At 45.5% G+C, this 16,839-nt stretch carries 14 protein-coding genes; 5 read left to right on the forward strand and 9 right to left on the reverse strand.

Annotation, left to right across the window (positions count from 1 at the left end; translation table 11 throughout):
* Positions 1 to 20 precede the first annotated feature (20 nt).
* The 3 genes from N179_RS00435 to N179_RS00445 are packed head-to-tail and all read left to right on the forward strand — an operon-like array spanning position 21 to position 3,782.
* Positions 21 to 1,511: a phytoene desaturase family protein gene (locus N179_RS00435; protein ID WP_075641998.1), complete on the forward strand. Its 1,491-nt coding sequence runs from the start codon at positions 21 to 23 to the stop codon at positions 1,509 to 1,511.
* A complete protein-coding gene (locus N179_RS00440; protein ID WP_023467395.1) occupies positions 1,508 to 2,989 on the forward strand; it encodes a phytoene desaturase family protein in 1,482 nt (493 codons plus the stop codon). The genes N179_RS00435 and N179_RS00440 overlap by 4 nt, the downstream gene beginning before the upstream one ends.
* Positions 2,949 to 3,782, forward strand: coding sequence for a phytoene/squalene synthase family protein (locus N179_RS00445; protein WP_055966987.1), 834 nt, complete (start codon positions 2,949 to 2,951; stop codon positions 3,780 to 3,782). The genes N179_RS00440 and N179_RS00445 overlap by 41 nt, the downstream gene beginning before the upstream one ends.
* A 421-nt stretch (positions 3,783 to 4,203) precedes the next feature.
* Here N179_RS00445 and N179_RS00450 read toward each other — a convergent pair whose 3' ends face one another.
* The 7 genes from N179_RS00450 to N179_RS00480 all read right to left on the reverse strand — a co-directional run bounded on the left by N179_RS00450 (position 4,204) and on the right by N179_RS00480 (position 10,904).
* Entirely contained in the window at positions 4,204 to 5,676 is a 1,473-nt protein-coding gene (locus N179_RS00450) for a phytoene desaturase family protein (RefSeq protein WP_035398446.1), read from the reverse strand.
* A gap of 15 nt (positions 5,677 to 5,691) precedes the next feature.
* Complete coding sequence (locus N179_RS00455) at positions 5,692 to 6,768, reverse strand: glycosyltransferase family 2 protein (RefSeq protein WP_055966981.1); 1,077 nt, start codon at positions 6,766 to 6,768, stop codon at positions 5,692 to 5,694.
* Positions 6,765 to 7,466 carry a lysophospholipid acyltransferase family protein gene (locus tag N179_RS00460; protein WP_023467399.1) on the reverse strand — a complete coding sequence of 234 codons (702 nt, stop codon included), beginning with the start codon at positions 7,464 to 7,466 and terminating at the stop codon, positions 6,765 to 6,767. Before N179_RS00460 ends, N179_RS00455 begins: the two co-directional genes overlap by 4 nt.
* Positions 7,435 to 8,190, reverse strand: a complete 756-nt coding sequence (locus N179_RS00465; RefSeq protein WP_023467400.1) for a carotenoid biosynthesis protein — start codon at positions 8,188 to 8,190, stop codon at positions 7,435 to 7,437. The genes N179_RS00460 and N179_RS00465 overlap by 32 nt, the downstream gene beginning before the upstream one ends.
* Positions 8,191 to 8,323: 133 nt before the next feature.
* Positions 8,324 to 9,073: a CDP-diacylglycerol--serine O-phosphatidyltransferase gene (gene pssA / locus N179_RS00470; protein WP_208610323.1), complete on the reverse strand. Its 750-nt coding sequence runs from the start codon at positions 9,071 to 9,073 to the stop codon at positions 8,324 to 8,326.
* 21 nt (positions 9,074 to 9,094) lie between these two features.
* Complete coding sequence (locus N179_RS00475; RefSeq protein WP_023467402.1) at positions 9,095 to 9,562, reverse strand: aminoacyl-tRNA deacylase; 468 nt, start codon at positions 9,560 to 9,562, stop codon at positions 9,095 to 9,097.
* On the reverse strand, positions 9,522 to 10,904 hold the full coding sequence (locus N179_RS00480) for an MATE family efflux transporter (protein WP_055966974.1): 1,383 nt from the start codon (positions 10,902 to 10,904) through the stop codon (positions 9,522 to 9,524). The genes N179_RS00475 and N179_RS00480 overlap by 41 nt, the downstream gene beginning before the upstream one ends.
* A 193-nt stretch (positions 10,905 to 11,097) precedes the next feature.
* On the opposite strand from N179_RS00480, the gene N179_RS00485 reads away from it, so the two are divergent.
* Complete coding sequence (locus N179_RS00485) at positions 11,098 to 11,871, forward strand: enoyl-CoA hydratase/isomerase family protein (RefSeq protein ID WP_035398437.1); 774 nt, start codon at positions 11,098 to 11,100, stop codon at positions 11,869 to 11,871.
* 57 nt (positions 11,872 to 11,928) lie between these two features.
* On the opposite strand, the gene N179_RS00490 is transcribed toward N179_RS00485, so the two are convergent.
* Complete coding sequence (locus N179_RS00490) at positions 11,929 to 13,080, reverse strand: cation:proton antiporter (RefSeq protein ID WP_075642000.1); 1,152 nt, start codon at positions 13,078 to 13,080, stop codon at positions 11,929 to 11,931.
* A 141-nt stretch (positions 13,081 to 13,221) separates the two neighbouring features.
* Entirely contained in the window at positions 13,222 to 15,009 is a 1,788-nt protein-coding gene (locus N179_RS00495) for a glycoside hydrolase family 13 protein (protein WP_075642001.1), read from the reverse strand.
* 455 nt (positions 15,010 to 15,464) lie between these two features.
* Between N179_RS00495 and N179_RS00500 the strand changes: the two genes are divergently transcribed.
* Complete coding sequence (locus N179_RS00500; protein ID WP_174316741.1) at positions 15,465 to 16,721, forward strand: extracellular solute-binding protein; 1,257 nt, start codon at positions 15,465 to 15,467, stop codon at positions 16,719 to 16,721.
* The last annotated feature ends 118 nt before the right edge of the window (positions 16,722 to 16,839 follow it).

Here is a 16,839-nt window from a genome sequence, read left to right on the forward strand (position 1 = left end):
GATAAAAAGGAGAGATTTGGGTGAAGCGACGCGTAGCAGTGATAGGAGCAGGACCTGGGGGACTTGCATGTGCCTTGTTATTAGCAGGAAAAGGAGTAGATGTCACCGTTTACGAAAAACAAACGCAAGTCGGTGGACGAACTTCTGCCGTCAAGCTAGGTGACTATACGTTCGATCGAGGACCAACATTCCTTAATATGCCGCATATTTTAGAAAACGTTTTTCACGAAGCCGGTTTACGATTAGAAGATTATTTAGATTTAAAGGCGCTTGATCCGATGTATACACTCTATTTCAAAGGCGGAACAGAGGAGTTTACGATGACGACGGATCGGGACCGGATGAAAGAGGCAATCGAACGGCAATTTCCTGGAAACGGGGAAGGGTACGATCGATTCATGGCAGAGCAAGCACTTAAGCTTGGAAAACTCATGCCAATCTTACAGACACGTCACGATCGGCTGACGGATTACTTATCACCGCGTGTCTTAACGGCACTTCCACGCCTATCGCTCGGACGATCGCTTTATGATGTTTTATCCGATTACTTCACGAGCGAAGAATTGAAGTATTCCTTTACATTCCAAGCGAAATACTTAGGCATGTCAGCTTGGGAATGTCCGGGTGGTTTTTCGATCTTGTCTTACATGGAACATGCTTACGGTGTCCACCATCCGATTGGTGGGATGCATCAAGTACCGCTTGCAATGCAATGTGCGATTGAGGAGCTAGGCGGAACCGTACAGTTGGGTGCGGGCGTCGAACAATTGATTTTAAACGGAAAAGCTGTCGAAGGAGTCATCCTCGAGTCAGGTCAACATGAGTTATTCGATGAAGTCATCATCGGTGCCGATTTCGCACATGCGATGAATCATCTGGTGCCGGAAGGGATTTTGAAAAAATGGTCCCGACCAAAAATTGACCGCAAAAAATTCTCGTGTTCGACGTTCATGTTATACCTTGGTGTCAACCGGACGTTCGATGCACCACACCATACGATTTACTTTGCAGAGGATTATGAAAAAAACGTTCGCGAGATGACGCAGACTTTAGAATTGTCGGATGACTTTTCATTCTATGTCCAAAATCCATCCGTGATTGATTCAACGCTAGCACCTGAAGGCAAGTCTGCTATGTATGTCCTAGTGCCGGTACCGAACAATTACTCGGAACTTGATTGGTCGATCGAAGGACCAAAGCTACGTCGCCGTGTTCTGGACGCTCTTGAAACGCGTTCACCATATCAAGGGATTGAAGCGGCAATCGAAGTCGAAGAGATGTTCACGCCAGACGACTGGGAAGCGATGGGGATCCATCAAGGCGCGACATTCAATCTCGGTCATCAGTTGACACAGATGATGTATTTCCGACCGCATAATCAATTTGAAGAGCTCGATCATCTGTATCTCGTCGGAGGTGGCACACATCCGGGTAGCGGATTACCGACGATTTTCGAATCCGCGCGTATTACGGCAGAACTCGTGCTCAAAAAAGAAGGGGTGCGGACATGAAGATAGGATTCGTAGGAGCCGGTGTCGGTACACTGCATGCAGCGCTTTTGCTGACAGCAAGACATCCTGGAGTCGAGATTACGATTTTTGAAAAAGAAGCGCATGTCGGTGGTCGATTACGATCCGTCGATTTTGAATCGGGTGGCCGCATCGATGAAGGTCCGACGATCGTTCTGATGCCAGGCAAGTTAAAAGAGCAGTTGGCAGAAGCCGGAGTTACGGGAGTAGAACTTGAACGGGTCGATCCATTGTATGACCTTCACTTCGACGATGGTACGGTCGTTACGAAAGTAGCCGATGTCGTGGATCAAGCGATCGCGATCGAACGTCAATTCGGTGAAGGTCGTGGATTTTATGAATTCATGCATCAAAAAGAAAAGGATTATGAGACGAGTGTATCGAAATTTTTAGAACGTGGTTATCGTCGGAAGACGGAGTTGTTGCACCCAGACATGATGCGTCCATTATTACAGATGCATGCTCTAGAGACTGCACATGACCATTTGAAGCGATACTTCAAGAGTAAATATTTGCGCATGGCATACAGTTTTCCGACATTTTATATCGGCGGAAACCCTTATACAACACCATCGATTTACGGTTTGATTCCGTACCGGGAACAAGCAGAAGGTGTCTGGTATGTAAAAGGTGGCTATTTCTCGCTTGCTGAACGCATGTACGACACATTAGTCGAACGTGGTGTCCGATTCGTCTTCGAAGCACCCGTTGAACGAATCGTCATCGACCAAGGACAGGCGAAGGAAATCGTCTTACAAGATGGCACACAGGAAGCATTCGATCAAATCGTATTAAACGGAGAGTTTCCATTGATGGAACGTCTTGTAGAAGGTAAACAACCTAAGACCTATACGCCTTCAGGCGGTACGCTACTGCTGTATTTCAAGATGAAAGGGAAAGTCGATTTACCGGTGCATCGCTTTTTGATGCCAAACGACTTGGAACCGCTCATGACGAATATCTTTAAAAAAGGACGATTACCAGAACATCCGGCAGTCTATCTGTTCCATCCGAGTCGGATTGACCGTAGTTTAACAGGAACAGACGATAGTGTCGTCTACTCATTAATTCCTTCTCCGCGAGGCTATGGTGTAGAAGATTATGAAGAAGTAGACTTCATTGAGACTGTACTTGAAAAAATCGAGCATCATCATCCGGGATTCCGGGAAAAGATACAAGAAATGAAGATTCGTACACCGAATGATGCACAGGCCTTTGGATTATATCAGGGAGGTAGTTTTGGGATTGCGCCGACGATTCGCCAATCGGCTGCCTTAAAGACACAGGCAAAACCGTATCCGGATATCGATCGATTATATGCCGTCGGTGCATCGGTGCATCCGTGTGGAGGAGTACCAGTCGTCATGATGGGCGCAACGATACTCGTAAACCGAATGGAACAAGAGATGGGGTGGAAACATGAATTCAGTGACGATCCAGAACGCGTATATCAAATGTGAGGAAGTCATTCAGTCCGGATCTAAGACGTTCTATAAAGCCTTTTCACTCTTACCAAAAGCAGATCGACAAGCTGTTTATGCCATCTATACATTTTGCCGGTTCCTCGATGATACCGTCGATGAGTCGGATACGCCGAAAGAGAGTTTACTAGCTTTCTTGAATGAATTCAAACGATTCCGTGATGGCGAAGTATTAGATAAACCGTTATGGATTGCGTTGGCAGACGTATTTGAACGTTATGAAATGGATGAGACACCATTCCTTGAGCTCGCGGAAGGGATGCGTTGGGATATCGAGAAAAATCGTTATCAGACGCTTGAAGAGACAGAGCAATACAGCTACTACGTAGCGAGTACGGTCGGTTTGATGTTGTTGCCCATCCTTGCACCGCAACAGCCTGATCTCCGTAAGTCTGCTATCGATCTTGGAATCGCGATGCAATTAACGAATATTTTACGAGATGTTGGTGAAGATGCAAAACGCGGCCGTATCTACTTGCCTCATTCATGGATGGAGACATACGGTGTCACAGCGGAGTCGTTACTCGCTGGTCGTCCTTCAGGAGACTTCATCGGTCTCTGGGAAGAGGTTGCACTTCGAGCAGAGCATCTGTATGACGCGGCGATTCCATCGTTTGAACGGTATCCACGAGAGAGTCGGCGTGCTCTTAAGGCTGCTGCCTTCCTGTACCGTGGTATACTCGATGCAGCGCGGGATAATCACTATGACGTCTTTACAAAACGGGCATACGTCAGCCGTTGGCAAAAAATGAAGTTACTTGCTACGATTTAATACATGACCATAGAAAAAAGACCTTGGCGGGGACCAAGGTCTTTTTTCTATGGTCTGAGACCGGGGAGTCTCAGATTACTTCTACACCAGAGCGAACATCTGGACTACGAGATAGGTCTGTTTCGACCACGGGGATGGTCTTTTCTTTATCGAGCTATCTGTGGACCAAACGGATGAGACGATCTAAGGGGGAACGTCGTAAGTCATGCGAATGGACACACGATGAGTCACGTGATGAAATGGGTGGGTCCCATTTGATTTCGCTGGTTAGAAAAAGTAAGTTCTTCAACGCTCTTGACTCGGGGAAGTCACCTTGCGCTTGATTGAGGATGTGGGGTCAATCACTACCTCTTGAACTCGAAGTAATCGTATCAAATCTTAGTTGTCCGTACAAGTGATTGATATGCAATTCACATAACTTTCACAGGGTAGCGGCGACAGCAGAGACGATTCGTTCACTTGCTAGTTTTCCTGAAAGCGTCACCATTGGACTACCACCACCAGGATGCGTTGATCCACCGGCAAAAAACAAATTGTGAACATTCTTTGAACGGTTGCTCGGACGGAGGAAAGACGACCGGATGCCATTGGATGACAAGCCGTACAATGAGCCGTGATAGGCAAAGAAGGTTTGTTCGATATCCTGTGGCGTGACCCGTTGCTCGAAGACGACATCGGACGAAATATCAATCCCAAAGGACTGCAATCGTTGATTGATCAGTTGATCATACGTATCAAAATCAATCGCATGTCCAGTATCCGTTGCAGGTGCATTGACGAGCACGAATAAGTTATCACCCGCTTGTCCCATTTCTGGTGCTGTGACGGAAGAATTCGAGATATAGATCGTCGGCTCCTCAGCGTAACGTTTTTCATCAAAGAGTGCCTTGAACTCAGCTTCGTAATCTGAAGAGAAGAAGACGTTATGATGAGCCAGCCCTTCGATCCGACGTGAGAGACCGATACATCGAACATAGGCAGAAATCGACGGTTCGACTTGAGCAGGTGTCGGATTTTTAAAATCAGGTCGTGCCGTTTCTGAGATCAGACGTGGATATTGTGTCAACAAATCACCGTTCATGACGACGAAGTCAACCGGTAGATATTCCAAGTGATTCAATTCAATTTCCGTTGCTTGTCCATCGACGACTTCGATCTGTGTCACTTCATCGCCAAGACGGAAGACGACACCTAGTTCTTTTGCACGTCGGGCGAACCCTTCTGCGATTGCTGTATTACCGCCATTTGTGAAGTAGACACCGTCATTTAGTTCTAAATGAGCGATTAAACTGAAGGTAGCGGGTGTTTGATACGGACTACTCCCGATATACGTCGCATAACGATCGAGTGCCTGAATTAACCCTTTATCCTTAAAGTAGTGCTTATGCAACCCATGAAGGTTTTGAAAGGGATGCACTTTCAACATGTCTCGCCAGAGGGAGGGGCGGATATACGAATCAATATTCGTAAAGAATTGTTGTTTTGCGATCGTATGCAACTTCGCCACTTCTTCTTGGTAACCTGTAATATCGTTCTTCGCCAACTGACCGTTCGTGAAACGATCTACTTCTGTCCGCATCGCTTCGCGTCCAGACGAGAATGTTAATGTTCTTCCGTCGGAAAAGTGATTGACCGTATGACGCTCAAGTTTCGTGAATGTAAAGTACTCATCGGGATCCGCACCGGATTCAAGAATGACAGACTGAAAAACTTCCGGCATCGTGATCGTGTTCGGACCAAAATCGAAGCGATGTCCTTCTGTGACGATCGGCATCATTTTGCCGCCGATATGTGTATTGCGCTCGATGACCGTGACGCGAAATCCTTTTGCTGCTAATGAGATAGCAGCGCTGAGTCCACCAAGACCGGCTCCGATGACAGCTATATGTTTCATGCTACTGATTCCTCCTTATGAATAGGTCCTACCCTTCCATGTGATTTCCCGTTTCCTAAAGCTTCGAATCATCGCACTTGCTAGCAAGATGACATAAAGGAATACCGCCAGTGGATGGAGCCACCAAACATGTCGGATTCGTGCCGCACGATCGATCCGGAATCGTGCTAAATAAAGAAGAATCAGTGCGAAACCCATCTGCCAGGATGGGTGGAGGATGAGATAAGGTAGGACACTTGCTTGAACCAAGTAAAAGAGTAGAAAGTATGATCCGACGATATAAGAATCGTTCATCCCACGAAAGACATTCTTTAGAAAACCTTGCCAGACTTCTTCGTTCGTGGCGTACATATCACAAGAGACTGCTGGGGCGACTTCGACGAGCGTCGTCGTCAACCCATGTCGTTTAAACGTACGACAAAGTTCTAAATCGTCAACGAGAGCCGATTGGATGCTTTCATGTCCACCGACTTGGTCATACGCGTGTCGTTCGACGAGAACGACCATGCCGTTGGCTGCAGCAAAAGCTGGATGCTTCACTTTGCGAAACGGAATCGGAAGATGTTGCGCGATAAGAACATGTTGCATTGGAATCAAACACTTTCCGAGAAACGTCGGTACAGGAAAGGACGGGAAACCGGAAAGGAAAACGGCTCGTTCTGTTCGTAACGTTCCGTATAAGCGACAAATCGCATCAGGTGTCAGTGTTACATCAGCATCGAGAAATAACAGATAGTCCTCTGTCGTTCGTTTCGCGAGTTGATGACATGCATGAACCTTTCCTGCCCAGCCTGCTGGTAAGGGAAGACCATCAATCACTGTAAAACGGTCGTCTTGACCAATCCGATCGAGCAATAACTCACGCGTCCGATCGGTCGAGCGGTCTTCATATAAGTAAACGTGCATCCCTGGTGTCAGAGCAGGTTCTAATGCGTCTAATAATTTTCGTACATTACGTTCCTCATTCCGTAACGGGATACAGATTGCTAGACTATCTGGTTGAACGGGATCCGTTAATCGTGGTAGAAAAGCTAAATTGATCCATGTATAGAGACAGACAGCTAGAGCGAAGAAGAGAAAGAACCAACTCATGAGCGGAGTGCCCGTAACCAGCGCTCCGTTCGTGCAGGAAGTGGTTCCCTTCGGGTAGAGATACAGCGATACAAATCAACACGTTCCGCAATTGCATCTGCTCGAATGTCGTCGTATAAATCAGTTAGTTCTGCTGTCAGTCGTTTTGCCTGAGCACTTGACCGTTCGTCAGGTAATGGATGAAAGCGACGCGTCCGGATATAGACGTCCGGTTGCTGTTCATGACCATATGAATAATAAAAGGCGACGAGAGACACGTGATCCGTATGACGCGTCAAATGTGTGGCACCACTTGCTAAGCGAAGCGGACGGTCCTCTTGATGACGTTCTTCGCCTTGAGGAAACATCCAGACGCTGCTGCCATTTTGAAGTCGTTCTTTTGCATAATGAAGGCTTGTCTTGATATCAGCGAATGATGTCCGGTCAACAGAGAATGCTCCGAGACGGGAGAAAAACGGGAAACGAGCAAGCCCTGCTTGATCAATCATGACATAGGGGTCGTGATGGAAACAGGTCTGATCCAAATGAAAAAGAATCATACCGTCCCACCAAGAACTGTGTGTAGCAAGCATGAGACCCGGGACAGGTAAATCGTCTGCTCGATATAAGACACGGTGGAAATGACGTCGGATCAAAGCATGATCGACATACGTATGAAATACGGATTCAGCTAATTTGCTTTTGTTTGCTTCTTTCAACGATAACCCCTCGTTTCACAATGAAATAGACGATGAATGCACTTAAGCTGACCAAAGTGACGCCATAGAGACCAGCAACTCCTGCTGTTACACCGAATAAAGTGTGCAACATCAAAAAGAGATACTGATTGTTTTGTTCGAGTGCGGCATCCGTCGCCTTGACTTGATATCGATTGATGAAAAAGGAAAAGACGAGCGCCGTTCCATACCACCCGAAGAAATTCTGTGTCGGAATATCGTAATACCAGCCACCGTCTTGCCAAAGCCAATACGATTTCACGTTAGCAGCAACAGGATCGATCGCTAAATCGAGCCAGACGGCAAACAATGGAACGAGAATCAATGTACTATAGCGAAACGAGAACAAACGGGAGAAAGCGAGACTCGCCCCCATGACCGATAGCCATGCAGCCCCGATTGTAATCGGTACACCTAATAATTGGACACCGAAATCCGACTCGTAACGATATGTTCCGAACGGCCAACCGGTATGGACCCCAATTGACTCAATGATGATCGAACCAAAGAAGATAAAGGGGATGACAAGACGCCCCTTCGGTAAGACATGCCAAAAATAGAGAGCTGCGTATAAGCCGGAAGCGAATAAAAAGACGGCATTGGCCCACTCGAGCCAAGGGGGAAGTAACGAAAAACCGACTAAGATCAAGCCGATGGTGAACCAAATCGAAAAGAAAATCCAAAGACGTTTATGAAACTGCTCCATGCGTGACATTCCTCCATTTCCAAAATAGCTTCTGTCATAAGTATACCCATATATCTTGAAAACGAGCGAGGGAGAAGCGGTCTTATAAAAAAAGTGGTCCGGCTTCTCGTAAGAGAAACCGAACCACTTCCTATCATAATCCGTTTGAATGTTGTTTTTGCTTCTTCTTTTTGATGAACGAGAAAAGGAGAAACGCGATATACAACGGAACAGCAACGAACCAAAACGTAGACCACTCATTGCTACGCGCAATCATGACATACGTCACGTATAGCAACGTAAAGGTGATGACGAACGTATGGCGCGGAACGGGAATGTCTTTAAAACTTGGAATCTTGACACGACTGACCATCAAGAAGGCAAGACCTGTAAAAACGAGTGGGACCATCAAGTCGTTCATTCGTCCGCTAAACAACGTGACGACGGCCAAAATACCACCTGCCGCTGTAATCGGTACACCTGAAAAATAAGCAGATGCCACATTCGTTGCCGATAAATTAAACCGAGCAAGACGAAATGCGCCAAACAACGGGAACAGAGCAGAGATTAGTAAACCAACTTCTCCGAATTCATAGAAATACGTATAGTAGGCCATCATTGCAGGTGCGACACCGAATGTCACGATATCTGCTAATGAGTCCAGTTCTTTTCCGAAGTCGCCTGCTACACCAAGCATCCGAGCAAGACGTCCATCCAGACTATCAAGCATCATCGCGATGACGATTAGTAAGGTGGCATTTTGAAAATCACCTTTTGCTGCCATGACGATGGCTAAAAAACCACAATACAGATTTCCGAACGTAAATAGGTTGGGTATTGAATTACGAACACGATCTTTCCACAAAATGATTCCTCCTGCCACTTCATCGATACTACTCATCATACCATAATTAGGAGATGGAATTCAGCCGTTCGTAAAGAGAATCCCCTGAGTGAAAGATAAAAAATCATGAGGATTCAACCGAACTTGATGTCCACGTTTTCCAGCGGATATGATGATGAATGGTTCATGGATAGCACGATCCGATAAGAGAACCTGAAAATTCTTCTTAGCACCGATTGCAGAGACACCGCCTCGAATATAGCCAGTCAGGCCTTCTAACTCCTTCATCGGAACAAGCGCGACTTTTTTCGAATGCAATGCTTTAGCCGCTGCCTTTAGAGAGAGTTCTTCTTCCCCCGAAATGACGACGAAGACATATTTATTTTCGACCATTTTCAAAACAAGGGTTTTAAAAATGGTCGAAAGGGGGTAATTAATCTTTCTAGCGACGGCTTCAGCAGATAAATCATCAAGATCAACAGGATAATTGAGGGATTCGAAGTCAATCTTAGACTGCTTCAGAAGCCTCTCGACGTTCGTTTTGCTCATGTGTTTCTCCTTTGACGAGTGAGTATTGGACCCATTTCCGTCCATGCCAACGCTTCATGGCGAAAATGCCACGGAACCATTCGTCAGCAGAGAAGGCAATCCAGATTCCAAGTAATCCAAGACCGAAACCAAGACCAAGCGTATAACTGAGGACGACCGCGATTCCCCACATCGATAGAATACCGATGGCGACAGGGAAACGAACATCTCCTGCCGATTTAAGAGTTCCCATGAGCACGATGTTCATCGCGCGACCTGGTTCAAGAATGACGCTTGCCCAGAGTAGTGGGATACCGATTGCAATGATTTCAGGACTCGATGTGAACACTGATAGAATCGATGAACCGAATGAAGCAAGAGCGACAGCTGAGATAAAGCTTGCGAAAACAGCAATCTTCAATGTTTTCACAGCACGTCCATATGCTTGTTCAAATTGTTGCGCACCAACTTGGCGTGCGACGAGTAACTGCGTTCCTTGAGCGATGGCAAGCGTGAATAGGAAACAAAGCATCGTGATGTTTGATACATAAACACGAGCAGACAACGCTGCTTCACCAATTGTTGCGATGAATCCTGTGATGATGAGTTGTGAGAATTGATAGGAGATCCCTTCACCAGCAGATGGGATTCCGATGTTCATGATTCGTTTCACATCTTCACGATTAAAATGAATCAAGTCTTTTACTGTAAAACGTAAAGAAAGTTTGCGGTAAACGACAAAGAACAACACAAGGACAGCGATTGTCCGGGCGACGACAATCGACCAAGCGACACCAGCAACACCGAGAACGGGAATGCCGAAGAGTCCAAGAACAGCGATGACGTTACCAAAAGCACTAACGAAATTCATGAGTAGCGTGACGTACATAGCATTTTTAGTGAATCCATGACTCCGGAGAATCGCACCCAGTGTCAATGAGATGGCTTCTAAGAAAAGGAATAGACCAACGATCTTAATGAACGTTTCGCCATAGACGAGCGTCTCTCCTTCTAACGAGAAAAATCCAAGAAGTTGTCTTCCGAACAACACGACGGTCAGAGAAACGATGAGACCGGTATACAAGTTAATCGCAAAAGCAGAACGAGCCGTTTGACGAGCGTTTTGCGTCTTTCTTGCACCGAGGTACTGACCAATGATGATCGTTGCACCGACCGAGGTGATGTTAAAGAGAATAATGAAGATATTCAAAATTTGATTGGATACACCGACTGCTGCAGCAGCGCTATCCGAGTAATAACTTAAAATCAACGTTGCAATGATCCCGAGGCTCATATGCAATGCAATCTCAATGAATAATGGCCACGTAATGTGGAATAAGCTTGGTTGCTTGACTGTTTTCATAAATAAATCCCCTTTGTTTCATAAAACGAATAGTGTTTCTTTATCTTTTTGAAACTATACGCCTTCGATTTTCATAATGAAAGAGGGTTTTTTGTCTTTCATCGAAAAAAAAGAGATTTAAAAGGATTTTCATAAAATATCACGAATATATCATAATGAACAATCATTCATTTTTTAAAGGTAGGGGAATCCGATGAAACGAGAAATGCATTATGTCGTCAAGGATCAAATCGCAACGCTAACGCTAGCTCGACCCAAACAACTGAATGCATTAACGTCGAATTTACTAGAAGAGTTGGCAGACGCTCTAGAAGAAGCGAATCAGGATGAGGAAGTACGTGTCATCGTCTTGACTGGTGAAGGACGTGGTTTTTGTGCAGGACAAGATTTGAAAACCGTCTCGCCTGAGCTCGATCACGGTGAATATCTACAACAGTATTATCATCCTGTCGTTCGGGCACTCGCTAAATCGAAAAAACCGACGATCGCTGCCATCAATGGTGTAGCGGCAGGTGCCGGTTTGTCATTGACGCTTGCCTGCGATTTCCGGCTCGTCCACGCTGAAGCGAAATTGTCGCTCGGATTCATCAATATCGGTCTTGTCCCGGATGCAGGAGCGCCGTATTTCTTACCCCGGCTAATCGGTGCGGCAAAAGCAACGGAGCTTGCGTTACTCGGTGACACGATTTCAGCAGAAGAAGCCGTTTCGCTCAACCTAGCAACACGAAGTATCGAATCAGAGAAATTTGTAGAAGAGGTCACAGCGTTTGCTCGTCAGCTGGCAGATCGTCCGACAAAAGTGATCGGGTACATCAAGCAGCTGCAAGCAGCGAGTTATGAAAATAACCTGGAGGAAATGCTTGCTCAAGAAATCATCTATCAGTCACGTGCTGGAAAAACGGAAGACCATCGCCATGCTGTTGAATCCTTCATCGAAAAAAAACGCCCTGTTTTTGTCGGACGATGAATCAAGCATACTTTATAGAAGAAAGACGTCGGAAACGCACGATGCGCCGACGTCTTTTTAATTCAATTTCTTTTTGATTTTTCGTGCGGTCGCATGTGTACGGTTCGTCAATCCTGTAGAGATACGGAATAGTAGAATTCCAAGAAAAGCAGAAACAAAAATGTATATCCCGGTCAACGTCACGAATGCACCACTAGCGAGCGTGATGAAAAGTATCGAAAATTCACCACGTGGACCCAGACAAAAGCCAGATTCGATCGCATGATAATTCGATAAACCAAAGGACCTTCCGCCGAGGTAACCGACTAAGAATTTAGAGACGACTCCCCAAATGACAAGAGCGAAGAAAAATAGATCAATCGGTAATCCGTCAGTCAACTCGAATGACATTCCGAACATGATAAAGAACAATGGTAATAATAAGTCTTGGAACGGAGTGACTAGTCGTCTAAGATAACGCGTCTCATCCAGTTCGGTTAACAGAATACCGATGATGAAGGCGCCAAGTACTTCTGACAATCCGAATAAGATACCGATACCGGAAAATAACAAGATTAACCCGATGATTCCGATGCCGGCATCAGGATGACGGTAGAGTGAATCGACGAGACGTTTCCGTCTTCGGATGAATAACGTCATGATGATTAAAGCAATGAAGAAGAAGCCAAATCCGAGAAAGATGATGCTGATTTTTACTACCGAGAACGTCTCAGTCCCTAAAACGAACGGGGCCGTCGTCAGTAGGATTGGTGCCATCAAATCTTCGAAGACGAGTAAGGACAGCACGAAGCGATTCACATCCTGATGTTTATCCGGTTCCCGATCGAGCAGCCGAGCAGAAATCGAAGAACTCGTCGCATATAAGACACAGCCAATCAAAAACGATTCGGCGACTGAAAAGCCAAACGATAGGGTCAACAGGATAGTCCCACCAAACGAAAGTAGAATATCGATGACTCCTGCTTTCCAAATGGAACGGAGCTGAATCAGCAAGTCCGCCACTGAAAATTTTAGACCAAGTAAAAAGAACAGGACGATGATGCCCGCTTCTCCTCCGAGTTTCAGCTCTTCGGGAGGGTCATAATAAAATCCAAGGACGATTCCGATCAAGATGAAGGCCAGAATACTCGGAACATGGAATCGTTCACTCAAATAACTGATCGTAAATAAGCCGATGAGGATGAGACCGGCGTAAAAGAAAATTTCCATGGAGGATGTCCTCCTTTCTGTACCCTATACCCTAATTCGCTGGCATTCATTAACTCGTTTCTCTCCTGGAGAACGGATACAGAAAAAAGCCTGGACACAAAACTTCTTTTTCAGAAGGTGAGTGTACAGGCTTTTAAATGGTTATAAGACTTGAACGATCGTTCCAGAATACGCAGGGAGAGAGACATCAAGCGTCTGCTGGTGCGTGTTCGTCAATAAATCAAGCCCCCGACCAGCTTGTGGAGCGGTCAACGAAACGGGAGCATCTGAATTGTTGAAGTAGATATAATATAATCCTTCCGGGCTCATGCGACGCATGATGATTGTATTCGTCTCATCATTCGCGTGAACGAAAGAGATATGTCCTTTGTTCGCAAGCGTCTTATGTTGCTTTCGAAGCTGTAGCAAGTGTCGTGTATAGGCGAATAACTCCTGATCCTGCTCCTCTGGATCCCACGGCATACATTTTCGGCAGCCTGGATCTTGATCGCCATCGAGACCGATCTCATCACCATAATAGATGACGGGACTACCCGAGAACGTCAACATCGATAACAAGAGAAGACGAAGCTTCTGTTTGTTATTCCCAGCACGTGTCAACGCACGCGGTGTATCGTGTGATCCGATTAGATTGAAGGTCACTTCATTGACATTCATCGTGTTTGAGAACAACACATGCGACATATCGTTCGCATACGAGCTTGCTTTAGTCTTATCTAAGGCAAAGAAGTTCAAAGCGGCATTCGTAAATGGATAGTTCATGACGGCGTCAAACTGGTCACCGAGCAACCATTCCTGTGAGTCATGCCAAATTTCACCAAGGATATACGTGTCAGGGTTGACTTCCTTGACGACTTGACGGAAATCACGCCAAAATGCGTGATCGACCTCGTTGGCGACGTCGAGTCGCCAGCCATCGATTCCGAATTCTTCGACCCAGTAGCGGGCGACATGGAGTAAGTATGATTTTACTTCATCGTTCTCGGTATTGAATTTTGGCATCTCAGGTACAAAAGCAAATGTATCGTAGTTCGGTAGCGGCTCGGTCACGAGTGGGAAATCGCGCAGATGGAACCATTCTTTATAGGTGGAACGACTACCATGTTCACGAATATCAGCGAATGCTTTGTGGTGGAAGCCGGCATGATTGAAAACGGCATCTAGCATGATACGAATGCCATGTGCGTGTAACAAATCGACCATTTCCTTGAATTTCTCTTTCGTACCGAACTGTGGATCAATTTCTAAGTAATCGATTGTGTCATATTTATGATTCGATTTCGCCAAGAAGATCGGGCAGAAGTAAATACCAGTGATACCAAGTTCAACGAGATAATCGATGTGATCGATGACCCCTTGGAAATCTCCACCGAAAAGATTCGTCGTCGTCGGTGCTGTACTATTCCATGGGAGTGTACCAGCTGGATCATTCGTCGTATCGCCATTTGCGAAGCGATCTGGGAAGATTTGATACCAAACCGTATCCTGGACCCAATCTGGTGCAGTGAATACGTCGACTGCATTAAGAAAAGGAACGCAGAAATAGTAGCCAGTATCATCGAGCGGTTTTTCGTCGAACCATCCACGTTCCGTGAATACATGACTCGTTGAACCGTCATGGAGACGGAAACCATATCGTAGACGACGGAAGGGAGGTACGACATCGATGAACCAATAATCGTATAACTCATCTGATCCACTTCGCTTCATCGGTGTTTCAAATGTATTCCAGTAGTTTGATTTTGAGGGATCGAAGTTCCAATCGGCAGCATCCGGATTTTCAGTATGCCAATCGTATGGATCGCCCCATATCAAATCGACGCGATCAACGTCATTTTTTTTCGTTTGTAAACGGATGTGGATTGTTCGCTCATCATATTTATAGACGAACGGAGACATCGCACGGTGAAACACAGCTTCTTTGAACATGGCAGTCACTCCTTAACGCAATCGCTTGCATCATATTGATTATGTCTTCGACCTAAGAATAGTAAAGCGCTTTCTTAAAGTCAATTCCAATCCCGTGAAATCAAGGATTCCTGATAAAAGTCGAGAGTATGATGCAATCGTTTGCATCATGTTGTGCAAACAATAAAAATGAAAACGTTTTCTTTTTATGCACTTATTCTATCTAGCATTTGATTCAAATAATGAAATCAAAAATAAAAAGTTTTTGAAATGTAAGAAAATAATTGAATAAAAGGACTTGTCAAAAGGATTTTAGATTGTATAATAAAAATGTAAAGGTGATGCAAACGTTTTCATAAAACGCTTACAACCACTCGGTTGTTATCATGAGAAAATGGTTGTGCCTTTATGCAAACGTTGTGCATTAAAACTTATCATTCATAAGTTAACTTGGGGAGGAAATTTCAATCATGGAAATGAAAAAATTCGTAGCAGGTCTCTCTGTATCTGTCATGGCAATCGGTGCACTTGCAGCATGTGGCGGTGGATCAGACTCTGAATCATCATCTTCAGATTCAGGTAGTAAAAAACCAAGCAAGATCGTCATCTGGGAAGACACTGAAAAAGCTGAAACGACTAAAGCAGCAGCTAAAGCGTTCGAAGAAAAAGAAGGCGTCAAAGTTGAAGTCAAAGAAGTTAAGATGACAGATCAGCAGAAGAAAGTAGCACTTGACGGACCAGCAGGTAAAGGACCGGATATCATGCTTCTTCCACACGACCAAATCGGTACAGTCGTTGACCAAGGCTTGATCGCAGAGCTCAAGGATGGCGAAAAAGCACTTGAGCCATTCATCGATACAGCGAAATCAGCAGTAACGTTTGACGGTAAAGTCTACGGATATCCGAAAGCAGTTGAAACACCAATCCTCCTCTTCAATAAAGATGAATTAAAAGAAGCACCAGCTTCAATGGACGATCTGTACAAGATCTCAACAGAGCAAAAGAAAGACGGCAAATACGGATTCCTCGCGCTTTGGGATAACTTCTACTTCGCACACGGTCCAATTGGTGGCTACGGCGGATATGTCTTCAAAGACAACGGTGGCAAATTGGATCCAGCAGATATCGGCTTGAACAACAAAGGTGCTGTCGAAGGTATGGATTACATCGGCAAGTGGTACAAAGAAGGTCTCTTCCCGAAAGGTCTTATCGGTGGTGGCGGTGGTCAAGCACTTGACCAACTCTTCGGCGATAAAAAAGCTGTTGCTGTCATGAACGGTCCATGGGCAGTTGCGAGCTATAAAGAAAAAGGCATCAACCTCGGAGCTTCAGCTCTTCCGAAACTTCCAAACGGTGAGCCGATTAAAACATTCGTTGGTGTAAAAACATACGCGATTTCAGCATACTCGGAAAATGCAGAGTGGGCTGAGAAGTTCTTGGCATCACTCACTGGTGAAGAGAACGCGAAAGCAATGTTCGAAAAATACAATGAGATCCCACCAGTCACTGCGCTTCAAGAAGATGCAGCAATCAAGGATAACGAAGTCGCAGCAGCAGTCTTCGCACAATCACAAAACGGTGTGCCAATGCCGAACATCGCTGAGATGGGTCAAGTTTGGGAACCAATGGCAGCAGCACTCCAGCTTGTTGCAACAAACAAACAAGACGCACAAAAATCAGCTGATGATGCTGTCAAACAAATCAAGCAACAAATCGAAGCTAACAATCAATAAGCGTAAATGGAACGCGTGAATCCATGAAAAAGAGATAAAGAGAGGGGGATCTTGGATTCCCCCTCATCTTTATGGTTGGAAGAGAAGCCTGAGGTCAGACATGACCTTTGGAAAGGAG

Origin of the sequence: Exiguobacterium indicum HHS 31 (assembly GCF_001939065.1) — a bacterium.
GTDB lineage: Bacteria > Bacillota > Bacilli > Exiguobacteriales > Exiguobacteriaceae > Exiguobacterium_A > Exiguobacterium_A indicum.